Genomic DNA, 16,612 nt, shown 5'->3' with positions numbered 1-16,612 from the left:
AATGCTTTACGATGCTTTCATCTGCCATGCTAGTGAAGACAAGGACGAGTTTGTTCGGCCGCTAGCGGAGGCTTTATCGAAGCGTCACCTCGAAATCTGGTACGACGAATTCTCGCTTTCTGTTGGGGATGGTTTACGACGAGCGATCGACAAAGGCTTGGCAAAATCTCGCTTCGGAATTGTGGTCCTAAGTCCGCATTTCTTTAGAAAGGGGTGGGCACAACGTGAACTGGATGGTCTGGTCGCGCGCCAAATTGCCGAGGATCGAAGATTGATTTTGCCAATTTGGCATAAGGTCACTGCCACTGATATCGTTGAGTTCTCTCCGCCGCTGGCCGACACTGTTGCACTACACTCCGCTCGGGGATTGGATGAGGTCTGCGCCGGCCTGTTGAAGAAATTGCGTCCCGATGAGAGCCCTTTGATCTCGGCAAGAGACGAACTCTTACGTTGGGGGGTCGAGCCACCTGTGATTTCGGACGAATGGTGGCTCGACGTGGTCGAGGCGTCCAACAGAATGAGCAACGGCGGCGCAGTTGTTCCGGATGCGACCGTCTGGGGCAGTTGGACGTTCCCGCTTCCACACGATAACTCCTCGGGCGCAGAGCGGGGAAGGCACCTCGCGTGGACTGCACTGCAAATGGCGTGGTCGGAACATGCTGAGAGAAACAAGATCTGCCAGGTATCGCATCCCGACGTCGTTCATAAGTTCATTCAAGAATTTCCGGGTTTAGCTGAGCTTTGCTCTCGTAGCCCATGGCATGTTGCATGTTACGCGCCCCAACTTACGCTTCCACCATTTAGTGGCTTCTTGGCGCAAATTTTTGATGAAGAGCTGGAGCGTTCGATCGTCCAGCACAAGCAACGAGCGACGGAGCACCTCTGTGACGAAGAGTGGTCCCTGCGCCATCCCGCATTCGGGGGATACGAAGCGTGGCAGATCGCGCACCACTATTTTTCCGGTCAGATGTTTGCACCTAAGGTTGAAGGTTATGAGAGTTTTGCGAACGTGGTCTGGCTGCTATCAGAGCACTCTACTTGGCTGCCTGAGAACGTTCGTTCCGTTTTAACGCGCGGAACTGTCGATTGGGCGGCCTGGACAAGTAGCAGAGATGTTACCGACACATACGAAAGCAAAGGATTTTTCTATGCATTGCTTTCTGTGCGGACTCCAAGCAAGTTCAAGCTGACCAAGCGACTTAGAGCATCGCTGAATGAGTTGGTCGAAAGTGCTCTCCGGACTCTCAACCTGCAGGCAGACGCAGAGGAAATTTCTGCCGCGTTCTTGAAAGCAGGCTACATTGAGGGATATTTCGAGAGGGAGCGTCGGCGACTCAGGTCCTGAGATACGCCGGAACCGTCGTGCCCTAACCGGTATAGTGAGCGGGATCTGCCCGCGCACCGTGGTGACACGCGCGCTAATCCTCGCCGTCGGCGAATTCGGAAAACATCGCGCGTGTCAGGCGCCAGCCGCGCGCCCTGGTGCGCTTGCCTGGTTCGCCGTCAGGATGTTTGACCTTCAGCATCGCCGGCGCCTCGCGATCGTGATGCGGCGGTGGCCAGTGGGCGAGATGGGTGCCGGCGGTCTCGCTGGCGCGCGCGTGCATGAAGGCGATTCCCTTGGGATCGGGCGATTTGTCGCGCTTACCGCTCATGGTTCTCTCTCCACTTCACCCGATCGTTGATCAAAAGCGTTGATCAGCGGTTAAGGCCCCGGCCTCCGGGAAATCGCGGATGGCAGGCGGCGGCGCGAGGGGTTAAGCTGTTCGCTTAACGTTGTCGCAATCGGCAATAAATATTGAGTCCTGCAGGGAACCGAATTTCGTTAAAGATTCCCGCGGCTTTTACGATCATTTCCTTAAACTCGGAGATTGATCCGCATGTGCGGGATTGTCGGGATTTTGGGGCGCGCACCGGTCGCCGAGCTGCTGGTCGATTCACTGAAGCGGCTCGAATATCGCGGCTACGATTCCGCCGGCGTCGCGACGCTGGAAGGTGACCATCTCGAGCGCCGCCGCGCCGAGGGCAAGCTGAAGAATCTGGAGAAGCGGCTGCGCGCCGAGCCGCTGGCGGGCCATACCGGCATCGGCCATACCCGCTGGGCCACCCATGGCAAGCCAACCGAGAGCAACGCCCATCCACATGCGACCGACAATGTCGCGGTCGTGCACAACGGCATCATCGAGAATTTTCGCGAGCTGCGCACCGAACTGGAGCAGAACGGCGCCGCGTTCTCCTCGGAGACCGATACCGAGGTGGTCGCGCATCTCGTCGAGTCCTATCTGCGCAAGGGCTATTCGCCGCAGGACGCGGTGAAAGCGTCGCTGCCGCGTCTGCGCGGCGCGTTTGCGCTGGCGTTCCTGTTCAAAGGCCATGACGACCTCATGATCGGCGCGCGCAAGGGCTCGCCGCTCGCGATCGGACATGGCGAGGGCGAAATGTACCTGGGGTCGGATGCGATCGCACTCGCGCCCTTCACCGACAGCATCACCTACCTCGAAGACGGCGACTGGGCCGTGCTGACCCGCAACACAGGCGTCATCTACGATTCGAAAGGCGCCGTCGCCCATCGGGAAACGCTCAAGTCGGGCGCGTCGTCGTTCCTGGTCGACAAGGCGAATTATCGTCACTTCATGGCCAAGGAGATCCACGAACAGCCGGAAGTGGTCGGACATACGCTGGCGCGTTATGTCGATATCGCCGCCGAACGCGTCGCGCTGCCGCTCAAGCTGCCGTTCGACTTCAACGACGTTGGCCGCATCTCGATCACGGCCTGCGGCACCGCGAGCTATGCCGGCTACGTCGCCAAATACTGGTTCGAGCGGCTGGCGCGCGTGCCGGTCGAAATCGATGTCGCTTCCGAGTTCCGCTACCGCGAGGCCCCCCTGCGCAAGGGGGATCTTGCGATATTCATTTCGCAGTCGGGCGAGACCGCCGATACGCTGGCCGCGCTGCGCTACGCCAAGGCGCAGGGGCTGCACACGCTCTCGGTGGTCAACGTGCCGACCTCGACGATTGCGCGCGAGAGCGAGACCGTGCTGCCGACGCTGGCGGGTCCGGAAATCGGCGTCGCTTCGACCAAGGCCTTCACCTGCCAGCTCATGGTGCTTGCCGCGCTTGCGGTGGCGGCCGGAACGGCGCGCGGCGAATTGTCGGGAGAGGACGAGGCCAAGCTCGTGCGCGGCCTGATCGAAATCCCGCGGCTGATCGCCGCGGCGCTGGCGACCGAGCCGCAGATCGAAAAGCTGGCGCGCGATATCGCCAAATCGCGCGACGTGCTCTATCTCGGTCGCGGCACCTCGTTCCCGCTGGCCCTGGAGGGCGCGCTGAAGCTGAAGGAAATCAGCTATATCCATGCCGAAGCTTATGCCGCGGGTGAGCTCAAGCACGGGCCGATTGCGCTGATCGACGAGACCATGCCGGTCGTGGTGATCGCGCCGCATGACCGCGTTTTCGAGAAAACCGTCTCGAACATGCAGGAAGTTGCCGCCCGCGGCGGCAACATCATCCTGATGACCGACGCCAAGGGCGCCTCCGAGGCGACCGTGGATTCGCTCGTCACCATCGTCATGCCGGACATGGCGGCGACCTTTACGCCCATGATTTATGCCATTCCGGTGCAGCTCTTGGCCTATCATACCGCGGTCGTGATGGGCACCGACGTCGATCAGCCGCGTAACCTTGCGAAATCGGTGACCGTCGAATAGGCGGGAGGGCGAAAGTCGGGGCGGCTGTGGTCTTCAAAAAACTGCTAGAAGAGCATAGCTGAAGAGTCCGCGACTGACCTGGAACCCGAATGACCTCCCGCGACGATTTGCCCCCGACAGAGTCTCCGGCCGAGCCGCCGCTGGAGACCCCCCACACCGGCGTGATGGGCCGATTGCGGAACTATTTCCTGACCGGCCTCGTCGTCACAGGCCCTGTCGCGATCACGCTCTACCTGACCTGGTGGTTCGTGACCTGGGTCGACGGTCTGGTGCGGCCCTTCGTGCCGATCGCCTACCGGCCGGAAACATATCTGCCGTTCGGCGTGCCCGGTTCCGGGCTGGTCGTGGCCGTCGTTGCGCTGACGCTGCTCGGCTTTCTCACCGCCAACCTGATCGGGCGCACCTTGCTCGACCTTGGCGAGCGGATCCTGGGACGCATTCCGGCGGTGCGCGCGATCTATCGCGCCATGAAGCAGGTGTTCGAGACGCTGTTTTCCGGCAAGGGCTCCAGCTTTCGCCGCGTCGGACTGGTCGAATTTCCCTCGCCCGGGATGTGGTCGATCGTTTTGATCTCGCAGCCGCCAAGCGCCGATGTGGCGAACAGCCTTCCAGGGCAGGAGGAGCATATCTCGGTGTTCCTGCCGTGCTCACCGAACCCGACCACCGGCTTCTTCTTCTACGTGCCGAAAAGCAGGATCATCGAGGTCGAAATGAGCGCCGAGGAAGCGGCGACGCTGATCATGTCCGCGGGCGTGGTCCAGCCCGGCTCCGATCAGCAGAAGAAGGTGGCCGCGCTCGCCGGCATGGCGAATGCCGCGCGCATCGCCAATGCCGGCGCCTCGGCACTGAAGCCGGCGCCGGAGAAGGTGGAGTGACGCGTCGCGTCATTCCGGGGCGCGCGAAGCGCAACCCCGGAATCTCGAGATTCCGGGTTCATCGCTCCGCGATGCCCCGGAATGACAGCAACCTACATCATCCCGCGCCCATCAGCGGCAAGGCCTCGTCGCGCTCGAACAGATAAAGCAGGCAGCGCAGGGCCTCGCCGCGCGGACCTGCCAGCTTCGGGTTCTCCTTCATGATCCGCAGCGCCTCGTCGCGCGCCTGCGTGATGAGCTGCGCATGCACGTCAGAGCGCGCGATGCGATAGCCGGGCAGGCCGCTTTGGCGCACCCCCAACACGTCGCCTTCGCCCCGCAGGCGCAAATCTTCCTCGGCGATCCGAAAGCCATCGGTGGTTTCGCGGATCACCTTGAGCCGCGCCTTCGACATTTCGCTTAAGGGTTCGCGGTAGAGCAGGAGGCAAGTCGACGCTTCCTGGCCGCGGCCGATCCGCCCGCGCAACTGGTGCAGTTGGGCTAGCCCGAAACGCTCGGCATTTTCGATCACCATGATGGTCGCGGCCGGAACATCGACCCCGACCTCGACGACCGTCGTGGCGACCAAGAGGCCGATCTCCCCGGCGGCGAACTGCGCCATCACGCGGTCCTTGTCGGAGCCTCGCATCTTGCCATGGACGAGGCCGACCTGGTGGCCAAAGCGTTGCTGCAGGCTTTTGAAACGCGCCTCAGCGTCGGTGAGATTGACGGTCTCGGATTCCTCGACCAGCGGACAGATCCAGTAAACGCGCTTGCCTGCGGAGAGCGCCCGGCCAACCGCCTCGATCACCTCCTCGAGTCGGGTGTCAGGCACAGCGCGGGTATCGATCGGCTGGCGGCCCGCCGGCTTCTCACGCAGCTCCGAGATGTCCATGTCGCCGAAATAGGTCAGCACCAGCGTGCGCGGGATCGGCGTTGCGCTCAGCACCAGCACGTCGACCGCTTCGCCTTTTTCAGTCAGGGCGAGGCGCTCACGCACGCCAAATCGATGCTGCTCGTCGACCACGGCAAGCGCCAGCGCCTTGAAGGCGACGTCGTCCTGGATGAGCGCGTGAGTACCGACCAGGAAGTCGATCTCGCCAGCCGCGAGCCGGGACAGGAGATCGCGTCGCTCCTTGCCCTTTTCGCGGCCGGTCAGGATGGCGGCGCGCAGGCCTGCGCGCTCGGCCAGCGGCGCGATCGTCTTGATGTGCTGGCGCGCCAGAATCTCGGTCGGCGCCATCAGGGCCGCCTGCTTGCCGGCTTCGACGACGGCTGCGGCCGCGAGCAGCGCCACCACGGTTTTACCGGAGCCGACGTCGCCCTGCAGGAGCCGAAGCATGCGCACCGGCTGGCGCAAATCCTCCGCGATGGCCGCGACCGCCTTCCGCTGCGAGGTGGTGAGCGCATAGGGCAGCGCATCGATGATCTTCCTGCGCAAATGCCCGTCGCCGGCGTGGCGGTTGCCGGCCGGCCGGCGCAACTGCGCACGCACCAAAGCGAGAGCCAGTTGACCCGCGAGCAGTTCGTCGAAGGCAAGGCGCGACCAGAACGGGCTTTCGGGGAGCACGTCGGTCAGTTCGACTGGCACATGCACGCGTGTCAGCGCGTCCTCAATCGGCGGGAAATGGCAGCGGCGGATGACCTCAGGGCCGATCCATTCCGGCAGGTCGGGAAGCTTTTGCAGCGCTTGCGCGATCGCCCGCCGCAGAGCGCCGAGCGCCAGACCTTCGGTCAAGGGATAGACAGGATCGATGCCCGACAGTTTTGCGAAAGCCGCTTCGTCGACCACGCGATCGGGATGCACGATCTGCGCCATGCCGTCATACATCTGCAGCGTGCCGGAGACGTAACGCTTGGCGCCGACCGGCAGCAGCTTTTCGACATAGCCGGGCTTGGCGCGGAAAAAGGTCAGGACGAGATCGCCGGTGTCGTCACTGGCATAGACGAGATAAGGCGCGCGTGCGTTGCGCGGCGGGGGCGGGCGATGACGGTCGACAGTGATTTCCAGCGTCACCACGGTTCCCGGCACCGCATCGCGGACCTTGGGCCGCGCCCTGCGGTCGATCACGCTGCTCGGCAGATGCAGCAACAGATCGACGAGCCGCGGCGTCTCGTCACGCCCGAGCAGATAGCGCAGCAGCTTGTCCTGCTTCGGCCCGACGCCGGCAAGGCTCGTGACCGGTGCAAACAGCGGATTGAGCAGGGCAGGGCGCATAAGGTCGTTCGTACCACTCATCCGTCACGCGGGCCTCTTCGGCCTGGATTCCCGCGCGTCCATCTTCAAGAGACGATGGATCGCCCGGTCAAGCCCGGCAATAACGGAGCGGTTGATAAGTCTAGGAACGATAGATGCTGACATCCGTCGTCCCGATGGCTATATGAACCGCGCCCGGCCCGTCCGGGCTTTTGGCGTTGGACTGGATTTTGGGATGACTGGATCGACACGATCGAGCGGCGGCCTCGATGACCGCCGCAAGCGGCTGTTGTTTCGCTGCTGGCACCGCGGCACGCGCGAGATGGACCTCATTCTCGGGCGCTTTGCCGATGCCGAGATTGCAAGCCTTTCGGACGGCGAGGTGACGGAACTGGAGCGGCTGATCGAGGTCCCCGATCCCGATCTCTATGCGGCGCTGACCGAAGAGAAGCCGCCGGCACCGGCCTACGCAGGGGCGCTGTTCGATCGCATCAAGGCGTTTCGCGCGACGGGTTTGGACGTATGAAAAAGACCGCAACGTCGCCGGCCGAATTGCTGCACCCGGGTAAGGTGCTGACACTTGCCAATGTCGCCGAGGGCGCGGAAGGCCTGATCGTCTCGGATCTCGCGCGCGCCATCGCCGCGCGGCCGAAGAAATCCGCGATCAGCCTCGCGGTGATCTGCCGTGACGGACCACGCATGCAGCAGCTCGCCCGCGCGCTCGACTTCTTCGCGCCCGATCTGCCGGTGATGCAGTTCCCGGCCTGGGACTGCCAGCCTTACGACCGCGTCTCCCCGCATGGCGGCATCCTGGCGCAGCGCATGACCGCGCTGGCACGGCTGTCGCGGCTGACGGGCAGCGACAAGCCGCTGATCGTGCTCACAAGCGTCAATGCGATGGTCCAGCGCGTACCGCCGCGCGACATCGTCGCGGCCCAGGCGCTGTCGGTCGCGCCCGGCCATGTCGTGCCGATGGATTCCATCGTCGCCTGGCTCGAGCATAACGGTTACACGCGCGCCTCGACCGTGCGCGAGCCCGGGGAATACGCGGTGCGCGGCGGCATTCTCGACCTGTTTCCGGCCGGCCTCGATCAGCCGGTGCGCCTGGATTTCTTCGGCGACAGCCTGGAATCGATCCGCTCCTTCGATGCCGAGACCCAGCGCACGCTTTTGGACATGCGCTCGCTCGACCTGGTGCCGATCTCGGAATTTCAGCTCGTCACCGAAACCATCCGGCGCTTCCGCATGGCCTACACGGCCGAGTTCGGCGCGCCCGAGCGCGACGATGCGCTGTACGAGGCTGTCAGCGAAGGCCGCCGCCATCCCGGCATGGAGCACTGGCTGCCGCTGTTCCACGAGAGGATGGAAACGCTGTTCGATTATCTCGGGCAGGCGCCCGTTACGATCGAGCCGCAGGCCGAAGACGCCGTGCGCGAGCGTTTCAAGCAGATCGCCGACTATTACGAAGCGCGGCGCGAGGCGCTGAAGCATCCGGGCGGCGGCGCGATCTACAAGCCGTTGCCGCCCGACCGGCTCTATCTGACCGAAGCCGAATGGGGCAGGCGTTTGGAGGAGGTGGCGCTGGCGCGGTTCACGCCGTTCGCGGTGCCGGAAGGCGAGAGCGTGTTCGATGCCGGCGCGCGCAAGGGCCGCGACTTCGCGCCCGAGCGCAACGATGCCACGGTCAACGTGTTCGAGGCGGTGGTCGCCCATGTGCAGGCGCTGCAGACACAGCGCAAGAAGGTCGTGATCGCATTGTGGAGCGAGGGCTCGCGCGACCGCATGGGCAGCATGCTGCGCGACCACAAGCTCGTGAACGTCACTAGCGTCAATAGCTGGCGCATGGTGCAGGCGACCCCGCGCAACGAGACCACGCTCGCGGTGCTTGGCCTCGAAAGCGGCTTCGAGACCGAGCACGTCGCGCTCATCACCGAAGAAGACATCCTCGGCGATCGCCTGGTGCGGCCGCGCAAGGCGAGCCGCAAGGCCGACAATTTCATCGCGGAGATCACCAGCCTTGCCGCCGGCGACCTGGTCGTCCATGTCGAGCACGGCATCGGCCGCTTCGTCGGCCTGCAGACGCTGGAGGTCGCGGGTGCCCCGCATGACTGCCTCGAACTGCACTACGCGGCGGATACGAAGCTCTTTCTGCCGGTCGAGAACATCGAGCTGTTGTCGCGCTATGGCTCCGACCAGGCCAATGTCGAACTGGACCGGCTTGGCGGCACCGGCTGGCAGCAACGCAAGGCGAAGCTGAAGAACCGCATTCGCGAGATCGCGGGCGAACTGATCAAGATCGCCGCCGAGCGCATGCTGCACGAAGCGCCGAAACTGCCGGTACAGGCGGGGCTCTATGACGAGTTCTGCGCGCGCTTCCCTTATGATGAGACCGAGGACCAGCTCACCGCCATCCAGGCGACGCTGAAGGATCTCGAAATCGGCCGTCCCATGGACCGCCTCATCTGCGGCGACGTCGGCTTCGGCAAGACCGAGGTGGCGTTGCGGGCGGCCTTTGCGGTGGCGCTCGACGGCAAGCAGGTCGCGGTCGTGGTGCCCACGACGTTGCTCGCCCGCCAGCATTTCAAGACCTTCAGCGAGCGCTTCCGCGGCTTCCCCGTGAAGGTGGCGCAGGCTTCGCGCCTGGTTTCCACCAAGGAGCTCAACCAGGTGAAGAAGGGGATTGCCGATGGCTCGATCGACATCGTGGTCGGCACCCATGCGCTGCTCGGAAAGACCATCAAATTCCGCGATCTCGGTCTCCTCATCGTCGACGAGGAGCAGCATTTCGGCGTCAGCCACAAGGAGCGGCTGAAGCAGCTCCGCGCCGAAGTGCATGTGCTGACGCTCAGCGCGACCCCCATTCCGCGCACGCTCCAGCTCGCTTTGACCGGCGTGCGCGAGCTCTCGATCATTGCCTCGCCTCCGGTCGATCGGCTCGCGGTCCGCACCTTCGTGGCACCCCATGATCCCCTGATGATCCGCGAGGCCCTCTTGCGCGAGCGCTACCGCGGCGGCCAGGCCTTCTACGTGGTGCCGCGGATCGAAGATCTCGCCGGCGTGAAGGAGTTTCTGGACAAGACCGTGCCGGAGATGAAGGTCGCGGTCGCGCACGGCCAGATGGCGCCGGGCGTGATCGAAGACATCATCTCCGCCTTCTACGACGGCAAATATGACGTGCTGCTCTCGACCACGATCGTGGAATCCGGCCTCGACATTCCCAATGCCAACACACTGATCGTGCATCGCGCCGACATGTTCGGCCTCGCGCAGCTCTATCAGCTCCGCGGCCGGGTGGGGCGCTCGAAGCTGCGCGCCTATGCGCTGTTCACGCTGCCGGCGCAGCAGAAGATCACAGCGCAGGCTGAGAAGCGTCTCACCGTGCTGCAGTCATTGGAAACGCTGGGCGCCGGCTTCCAGCTCGCCTCGCACGACCTCGACATCCGCGGCGCCGGCAATCTGCTCGGCGAGGAACAGTCCGGACACATCAAGGAAGTCGGTTTCGAGCTGTATCAACAGATGCTCGAGGAGGCCATCGTCAACCTCAAGGCCGGCATCACCGAGCCCGTGGCCGAGCGCTGGTCGCCGCAGATTACAGTCGGCATGCCCGTGCTGATCCCAGAGGACTACGTCTCCGATCTCCCGGTGCGGCTGTCGCTGTACCGGCGGCTCGCCGATCTCGAGACCGAGGAGGAGATCGAGAATTTCGCCGCCGAAATGCGCGATCGCTTCGGTGTGCTGCCCGACGAGGTGCGCTATCTCTTCAAGATCGCCGCCATCAAGGGCTATTGCCGCCGCGCCAATGTCGAGAAGGTCGATGCCGGGCCGAAGGGCGCCGTCATCAGCTTCCGCGACAACAGCTTTGCCCAGCCCGACCGTCTCGTCACCTTCATCAAGCAGCATGGCCAGGCGGCCAAGGTCCGGCCCGACATGAAGGTGGTGTTTTTCCAGAACTGGGAAACGCCGGAAGAGCGGCTCAACGGGACGACGGAGATCTTGCGGCAACTCGCCAACCTCGCGGAGAAGAAGAAGGCGGCTTGAGGGCGTGGCGATGTGGCGCGGGCAAGGCGCAGCCTACCACCGCTCGCCACGCCAGAAGCGCCCGGACATCACGCAGACATCATTTGGATTTTCCGGCATGTGTGGCTATCTGATCGATGTCACGCAAGCCAATGTGATGCTGCTACCAGGTGCCTCTATCCGTCAGGTCTCACGCTCCAATGAATGATGAGTGCTCAAGCCGTGCGAACGCATGGAAGACATGCGACACGCACTCTGTGAACATCCGCCCGAATCCGCCATCGGATTCACCAACACCGATCGCCTAAAGTTTCAGCAGTCCGTCGTGCAAACCGGCGGCTGCAACCGTCCATGATCGCGCCGGCGCCATCCGGTCGAGCTACTCGCTCCATCGATCCCTAAGGCGCTCGAATCCGCGATCCAAGAACCCGAGAAAAGATATGGAAAAGCAGAATGCCGCCCCGCCTGGGATCGGCCTTGTCCTGTTCGCGTTGGCCATGGGCGGCTTTGCGATCGGCACCACCGAATTCGCAACCATGAGCCTGTTGCCTTATTTCGCGCCCGATCTGCGAATCGATGAGCCGACCGCCGGAAATGTCATCAGCATGTATGCGTTGGGGGTGGTGATTGGCGCGCCGGTGCTCGCGGTATTGACGGCGCGCCTGGCGCGTCGGAACGTCCTGCTGTTGCTGATGGCCATGTTCGCGGTCGGCAACGCGCTAAGTGCGTTTGCGCCCAGCTATCACTGGATGCTGGCGTTCCGTTTCTTCAGCGGCTTCCCGCACGGCGCCTATTTTGGCGCGGCGGCCATGGTGGCGGCATCGCTGGTGCCGTTCCACAAGCGGACTCAGGCCGTCGGCAAGATGTTCCTTGGCCTGACGGTCGCGACCGTGATCGGCGTTCCCCTTGCGAACTGGCTGGGACAAGCGGTCGGCTGGCGCTGGAGTTTTGGCGTCGTCGCCGCGCTCGCCGTCGCCGCCTTTTCGACGGTTGCCTGGTTCGCGCCCCACGATCAACCGGCTCCGGAGGCGAGCCCATTGCGCGAACTGGACGCACTGAAACGCGGTCAGGTCTGGCTCACGCTCGCAATCGGTGCCATCGGCTTTGGCGGTTTGTTTGCGGTTTACACCTATACGGCGACGACGTTGATGGAAGTGACGCACGTTTCGCCGACCTTCGTACCGCTGGTCTTGTCGGCGTTCGGACTTGGCCTGACCATCGGCAATATTGTCGTGCCGCGTTTCGCCGACCGCGCGATCATGCCGACGGCGGGCGGACTGCTGCTCTGGAGTGCCGCCGCCTTGGCCTTGTTCCCCTGGGCCGCGTTGAACATCTGGACCGTGACATCAGATGCATTTCTCATTGGCATGAGCGGAGCTCTTGGGAGTGTGCTGCAGACGCGGCTGATGGATGTATCAGGCGAAGCCCAAGCCCTCCCAGCCGCGCTCAACCACTCCGCTTTCAACACCGCAAATGCGCTTGGCCCGTGGCTCGGCGGCCTCGCCATCTCTGCCGGCTACGGATGGACATCGACCGGTTGGGTCGGCTGCGGCCTGGCTCTGGCGGGGTTTGCGATCTGGCTGCTGGCGGTCGCGGCCGATGACAAAAGCGATCGAAGCGCACCGCGATCCGCGGATGCGTGACGCTCTCTTCGTCTCCAAGACTCAGAGACGATCTTCAATTTTGATTGCAAATGATTGCAGGCGAAGGCCGCGCGTGAGGTGGCATCGCTGCCGTGTGCCCGATATGCAACAGCGGCTTGGTTCTTGGACCGGAACGTTCGCTACCGAACATTCGCGCGCTCATGCTGCCGATAACATCCGCGCACCGGGGTTGAGACAGATTTTTTCGCCGCATCTATTTTAAGCCCGGAGGCCGCCCGGCATATTGCGGGCGGCCTTTTTTTGTTGAGCGCGTATTTGTTGAGTGCAGGGCGGACGGCTGATGGCGCTGTCGCTCCTCGGTCCCAACGAGCTATCGCGGGAGTGCCGGTTGTGCTACAACCTACCTACTCCTTGGGGCAGGTACGTCAGAGGAGCTGACTATGGTCAAGAGCGTTCTTGCTATTACTATCCTCGCCCTCTCCACTTCCGCTGCTTTGGCTGCGTATCGGACGCATCATCATTATCGCCCGGCGATGAGTTATCACCGCGCGATGGGTGCCTATGGCGCCGTCGGTGCGCCCGGCATGGGTGCGCCTCCGCCCGCCACGATGGGCGGTGTGAGTAACAGCGACTACACCATGTATATGCGAAACCTGCACGACTCCGGATACAATCCGAAGAACAACTTCAACGACAACGGGACCATCAAGACGCAATAGCGCCAGGTCTCGTCGTCCAGCTTCGTCTCCTCACCTCAGGCTGGGATAACAACAGCTTGGGGTGGGGGGAGTCGTATGCCTGCATAAATTGCCATCAACGAGCTTTTCCTCGCAGCCTCGGCGCAGCGAGTATTGGTTGCCCGCGATCAAGCGAAGCGAGCCCCTTCTACGAGGTTGTCTACGAGATTGCCGTCGAGATCGCAGACCATAGGGCGGGTTGGCGCTGAGGGCGCAACCGATTATCCCAGCGATTCATGATGGCGGATCATGCGCCGCCTGAGGGTGGTCGCAGGACCGCGGTGATGATGCCGGCGATGGGAATGCCGAACATCACAGTGTGGGCCACGAGTTCTTTGGCAACGATGACGGGCGAAAAGTCCGGGTTCGGAGCGTTCGACAGCGGCACGACGATCACATTCATCACAAGATAGCTGACGATGCCGAACAGCGTACCGCCGATCAGCCAATGTTCTCGCCACCACTTGCGACGAAGGACCAGCGCGCAATAAAGGCCCGCGGCAATGATCGAGATGCCGTAGTGCAGGCTGGCGCCGAGCGCGGCCGCTGGCGTGGCGCCCTTGAACGCCCATTCGCCGAGGAGGCCTGAAGCGATGAGCTGCAGGCCGTGCGTCAGTGTGCCGCCGAAGATCGCACCTGCGGCGATCAGGTTGGTGGTGCCTGCGAAGAGCCCGGCCCCAAGGCTCGCGAAGATTGGTCGCGCCGGTGCAGAGGTCATGGGAGTCCTCACGAATTACCGACTATAAGTCGGTATTTACCGACCAAAGGTCGGAAAGTCAATTGCAAAGAGTTTTCGGTTCGCGATAATACGCCGATGGCAACACAGTCGGAGCGGCGTCAGGCGACGCAGGCGGCGATCCTGAAGGCGGCGAAGCGTCTGTTCGGCGAGCGTGGTTTTGCCGCAACCACGATCGATGAGGTCGCGGCGAGCGCGCATGTCGCCAAGGGTGCGGTCTACCACCATTTCGAGACGAAGGAGGCGCTGTTCGAAGCGGTGTTCGACCTGGCCTCTCAGGACCTGCTCGCTGAGGTCGACCGCGCCGCGGCGAGCGAGGAGGACGCGCTCTCGGCGATGGCCAAGGGCACGCAAGCCTATTTCACGGCATGCGCAAAGGGCGCGACGGGCCAGATCGTGCTCCACGATGGCCCCGCGGTGCTCGGCTGGGAGCGTTGGCGCGAGATCGACAACCGGCATTTCGGCGGTCGCTTCGCGACAGCGCTGAAGCGTGCCATGGACGACGGCCTGATCGCACCGCAGCCCATCGAGCCGCTGTCACGGCTCCTGCTCGGCGCCGTCACCGAAGCGGCCGTCGCCTGCTCGGGCCGCGACCTGCGCAGGGCGGGCAGCGACTACGCCCGGGCATTCCACGCACTGCTCGACGCTTTGCGGGTCAAGTAGGGGAGGCGTAGGGCGGGTTGGAGCCGAAGGCGTAACCCGCCATTGTTTTCGCAGGCCCCCTCCGCGGTGGTCCGGAAGACCCTGTCATGATCGTCGCGTGTCACCGTGCTGACGATTGAAGCAAGGGCGGATTATGCTGTCGAGGCTGAGCAAGTGTTCGATCAGCCGCGCGCGCTGCAACGGCGAACGATGTTCCACGGGTGGACAACTGGCGTGAATTCTTGCCCAGCCCCTGTCGCTTATCCGGCCTACGAACTGGTCAACCCGCCTTGAGCCATGTCCACTTTGCAGCGCTTTGCGGACTCAAGTCAGACATAATCCGCAGCCAGAAGCTGACAGCGGATCGGTCTGGCTGTGCCGGCCTTAGTCAAATAAGCTGGTCGCCGATCTCGACCGACGCAAGCACGGACAGCCATTTCGACCGGAGCATGGCATGGCAAATCGATTTGCGACAGCGCAATCCGCCGGGGCGATGGGGCGTTGGGCGCCTCCCGTCATTGTGGTGATCGCGGCGATGGCGGCACTGACGGCGTTGACCGCCGCCGCTGCGGCGAAACAGGCGCGTCCCGCGCCAGCCATCGAGGCGACGGCGCCGCGCGAGGCAGGCGAGCCAATCATGGCGATCGTGTCGATCAAGTCCCAGCAGGTCACTTTCTATGACGCCGACGGCTCGATCCTGCGCGCGCCGGTGTCGACCGGCACCACGGGACGCGAAACGCCAGCCGGCGTGTTCGCCGTCATCGAGAAGGACAAGGACCACCACTCGACCCTCTATGATGACGCCTGGATGCCGAACATGCAGCGCATCACCTGGAACGGCATCGCGCTGCACGGCGGGCCGCTGCCGGGATATGCGGCCTCGCACGGCTGCGTGCGGATGCCCTACGACTTTGCGGAGAAGCTGTTCGACAAAACGTGGATCGGGATGCGGGTGATCATCTCGCCGAACGACGCGGCCCCGGTCGCGTTTTCTCACCCCGCGCTCTTCGTGCCGAACGCGGAGGCCATCGCGGCTGCTCCGGCCCGTGCCGAGACGCTCGCCCGCGAGGCCGCCGAGGCCGCCAGAACGGCCGACGAGGCGAAGAAAGCCGCCGCAACAGCGGCGCGCGAGGCGGCCTCGCTCACGGCGTCGCTGCGCAAGCTGCAAAGGCTCAAGACCCGCGCCGACGCCGAGCTCGCGTCCGCCGACAAGGCAGTCGCCGCCGCCAAGACGGACCAGGCCAAGGCGCGGGCCGAGGAGCTGAAGCAGAGGGCCGCCCTCAAAGCCGCGGATGCGGGGACGCAGCTCGACATCGCGAAGAACGACGCGAAGTCGAAGCTCGACGCCGCCGCTGCCGCAAAGGACGCCGCCAAGGTGGCTCAGGCCAAGAAGGCCGACGCGGCCAAGGCTGCGAGCGAAGCGAAGCTCGCACTCGAGCCGGTCTCGGTCTACATCAGCCGCGCGACGCAGAAGCTTTACGTGCGACGCAACACGCATAAGCCCTGGCCGGACGGGGGCGAGGTGTTCGATGCCAGCATCGAGGTTCCGGTCACGATCCGCAATCCCGACAAGCCGATCGGCACGCATGTGTTCACAGCAATGGCGCAGAGCGACGCGGGCCTGCGCTGGACCGTGGTCACGATCGACAACGCCGACGACGCCAAGGACGCGCTCGACCGCATCACCATCCCCAAGGATGTGTTCGATCGCATCGCGCCGACTGCATTGCCGCGATCCTCGATCATCGTCTCGGACGAGCCGCTGAGCCGCGAGACCAACTATCGCACCGAGTTCGTCGCGGTGCTGAACGATCAGCCACAAGGCGGCTTCCTGATGCGCCGGCCTACGGTCGATGTTCCCGTTGCGAGCGGCAACGACTGGGGCAATGGCTTCAGCTTCTTTTTCCAGCAGCGCAATTGGAACTCCCAACCCGGCTATACGCGCCCGCGCGCCGGCCAATACTATCAACCGATGCAACAGCGCTGGTGGTAAGACGCGGCACGCCGCCCGAAGGCCGCGTGGTCGCTTAGCGTCGTGAGGGTCGATTTGGCCCTGTGCCGACCATGTCGAGTGCCCCCGACGGCAGATATCGAAACACGTGTCGGGGGCGGTCGGGA

13 protein-coding genes are annotated in these 16,612 nt (G+C 63.6%); 10 read left to right on the top strand and 3 right to left on the bottom strand.

Annotated elements, in window-relative coordinates; all coding sequences use genetic code 11:
* The first annotated feature begins 1 nt into the window (after position 1).
* Positions 2-1,345: a TIR domain-containing protein gene (locus P6U23_RS21035; RefSeq protein ID WP_407174516.1), complete on the top strand. Its 1,344-nt coding sequence runs from the start codon at positions 2-4 to the stop codon at positions 1,343-1,345.
* Between the two features lie 73 nt (positions 1,346-1,418).
* Here P6U23_RS21035 and P6U23_RS21030 read toward each other — a convergent pair whose 3' ends face one another.
* Complete coding sequence (locus P6U23_RS21030) at positions 1,419-1,655, bottom strand: hypothetical protein (protein WP_407174515.1); 237 nt, start codon at positions 1,653-1,655, stop codon at positions 1,419-1,421.
* A gap of 225 nt (positions 1,656-1,880) precedes the next feature.
* Between P6U23_RS21030 and glmS the strand changes: the two genes are divergently transcribed.
* Complete coding sequence (glmS, locus tag P6U23_RS21025) at positions 1,881-3,707, top strand: glutamine--fructose-6-phosphate transaminase (isomerizing) (protein WP_407174514.1); 1,827 nt, start codon at positions 1,881-1,883, stop codon at positions 3,705-3,707.
* Positions 3,708-3,796: 89 nt separating this feature from the next.
* The gene (locus P6U23_RS21020) at positions 3,797-4,582 is read left to right on the top strand and encodes a DUF502 domain-containing protein (protein WP_407174513.1); all 786 of its coding nucleotides are present in this window, start codon (positions 3,797-3,799) and stop codon (positions 4,580-4,582) included.
* Between the two features lie 97 nt (positions 4,583-4,679).
* Here the strand turns inward: P6U23_RS21020 and recG are convergent, their stop codons facing one another.
* Positions 4,680-6,779 (bottom strand): ATP-dependent DNA helicase RecG, encoded by a 2,100-nt coding sequence (gene recG / locus P6U23_RS21015; RefSeq protein WP_407174512.1) that lies wholly within the window; start codon positions 6,777-6,779, stop codon positions 4,680-4,682.
* Between the two features lie 214 nt (positions 6,780-6,993).
* Between recG and P6U23_RS21010 the strand changes: the two genes are divergently transcribed.
* From P6U23_RS21010 to P6U23_RS20990, 5 genes are all read left to right on the top strand, one after another.
* Positions 6,994-7,284: a succinate dehydrogenase assembly factor 2 gene (locus tag P6U23_RS21010; protein WP_407174511.1), complete on the top strand. Its 291-nt coding sequence runs from the start codon at positions 6,994-6,996 to the stop codon at positions 7,282-7,284.
* A complete protein-coding gene (mfd, locus tag P6U23_RS21005) occupies positions 7,281-10,796 on the top strand; it encodes a transcription-repair coupling factor (protein WP_407174510.1) in 3,516 nt (1,171 codons plus the stop codon). The genes P6U23_RS21010 and mfd overlap by 4 nt, the downstream gene beginning before the upstream one ends.
* A gap of 10 nt (positions 10,797-10,806) precedes the next feature.
* Entirely contained in the window at positions 10,807-10,983 is a 177-nt protein-coding gene (locus P6U23_RS21000) for a hypothetical protein (RefSeq protein ID WP_407174509.1), read from the top strand.
* Between the two features lie 232 nt (positions 10,984-11,215).
* On the top strand, positions 11,216-12,418 hold the full coding sequence (locus tag P6U23_RS20995) for an MFS transporter (RefSeq protein WP_407174508.1): 1,203 nt from the start codon (positions 11,216-11,218) through the stop codon (positions 12,416-12,418).
* Positions 12,419-12,819: 401 nt separating this feature from the next.
* Positions 12,820-13,098: a hypothetical protein gene (locus tag P6U23_RS20990; protein ID WP_407174507.1), complete on the top strand. Its 279-nt coding sequence runs from the start codon at positions 12,820-12,822 to the stop codon at positions 13,096-13,098.
* A 265-nt stretch (positions 13,099-13,363) separates the two neighbouring features.
* Here P6U23_RS20990 and P6U23_RS20985 read toward each other — a convergent pair whose 3' ends face one another.
* The gene (locus P6U23_RS20985; RefSeq protein WP_407174506.1) at positions 13,364-13,834 is read right to left on the bottom strand and encodes a hypothetical protein; all 471 of its coding nucleotides are present in this window, start codon (positions 13,832-13,834) and stop codon (positions 13,364-13,366) included.
* A 96-nt stretch (positions 13,835-13,930) separates the two neighbouring features.
* Between P6U23_RS20985 and P6U23_RS20980 the strand changes: the two genes are divergently transcribed.
* Positions 13,931-14,515 (top strand): TetR/AcrR family transcriptional regulator, encoded by a 585-nt coding sequence (locus P6U23_RS20980; protein ID WP_407174505.1) that lies wholly within the window; start codon positions 13,931-13,933, stop codon positions 14,513-14,515.
* 433 nt (positions 14,516-14,948) lie between these two features.
* Positions 14,949-16,487 carry a L,D-transpeptidase gene (locus P6U23_RS20975; RefSeq protein ID WP_407174504.1) on the top strand — a complete coding sequence of 513 codons (1,539 nt, stop codon included), beginning with the start codon at positions 14,949-14,951 and terminating at the stop codon, positions 16,485-16,487.
* Positions 16,488-16,612 lie beyond the last annotated feature (125 nt).

Source organism: Bradyrhizobium sp. STM 3562, from assembly GCF_045571435.1.
GTDB lineage: Bacteria > Pseudomonadota > Alphaproteobacteria > Rhizobiales > Xanthobacteraceae > Bradyrhizobium.
This window is presented reverse-complemented; position numbering and strand designations above follow the sequence as displayed.

Excerpts from the sequence above, each read along its gene's own strand:
- P6U23_RS21035 (WP_407174516.1), top strand. The coding sequence starts at position 2 with ATGCTTTACGATGCTTTCATCTGCCATGCTAGTGAAGACAAGGACGAG.
- P6U23_RS21030 (WP_407174515.1), bottom strand. The coding sequence starts at position 1,655 with ATGAGCGGTAAGCGCGACAAATCGCCCGATCCCAAGGGAATCGCCTTC.
- glmS (WP_407174514.1), top strand. The coding sequence starts at position 1,881 with ATGTGCGGGATTGTCGGGATTTTGGGGCGCGCACCGGTCGCCGAGCTG.
- P6U23_RS21020 (WP_407174513.1), top strand. The coding sequence starts at position 3,797 with ATGACCTCCCGCGACGATTTGCCCCCGACAGAGTCTCCGGCCGAGCCG.
- recG (WP_407174512.1), bottom strand. The coding sequence starts at position 6,779 with ATGCGCCCTGCCCTGCTCAATCCGCTGTTTGCACCGGTCACGAGCCTT.
- P6U23_RS21010 (WP_407174511.1), top strand. The coding sequence starts at position 6,994 with ATGACTGGATCGACACGATCGAGCGGCGGCCTCGATGACCGCCGCAAG.
- mfd (WP_407174510.1), top strand. The coding sequence starts at position 7,281 with ATGAAAAAGACCGCAACGTCGCCGGCCGAATTGCTGCACCCGGGTAAG.
- P6U23_RS21000 (WP_407174509.1), top strand. The coding sequence starts at position 10,807 with ATGTGGCGCGGGCAAGGCGCAGCCTACCACCGCTCGCCACGCCAGAAG.
- P6U23_RS20995 (WP_407174508.1), top strand. The coding sequence starts at position 11,216 with ATGGAAAAGCAGAATGCCGCCCCGCCTGGGATCGGCCTTGTCCTGTTC.
- P6U23_RS20990 (WP_407174507.1), top strand. The coding sequence starts at position 12,820 with ATGGTCAAGAGCGTTCTTGCTATTACTATCCTCGCCCTCTCCACTTCC.
- P6U23_RS20985 (WP_407174506.1), bottom strand. The coding sequence starts at position 13,834 with ATGACCTCTGCACCGGCGCGACCAATCTTCGCGAGCCTTGGGGCCGGG.
- P6U23_RS20980 (WP_407174505.1), top strand. The coding sequence starts at position 13,931 with ATGGCAACACAGTCGGAGCGGCGTCAGGCGACGCAGGCGGCGATCCTG.
- P6U23_RS20975 (WP_407174504.1), top strand. The coding sequence starts at position 14,949 with ATGGCAAATCGATTTGCGACAGCGCAATCCGCCGGGGCGATGGGGCGT.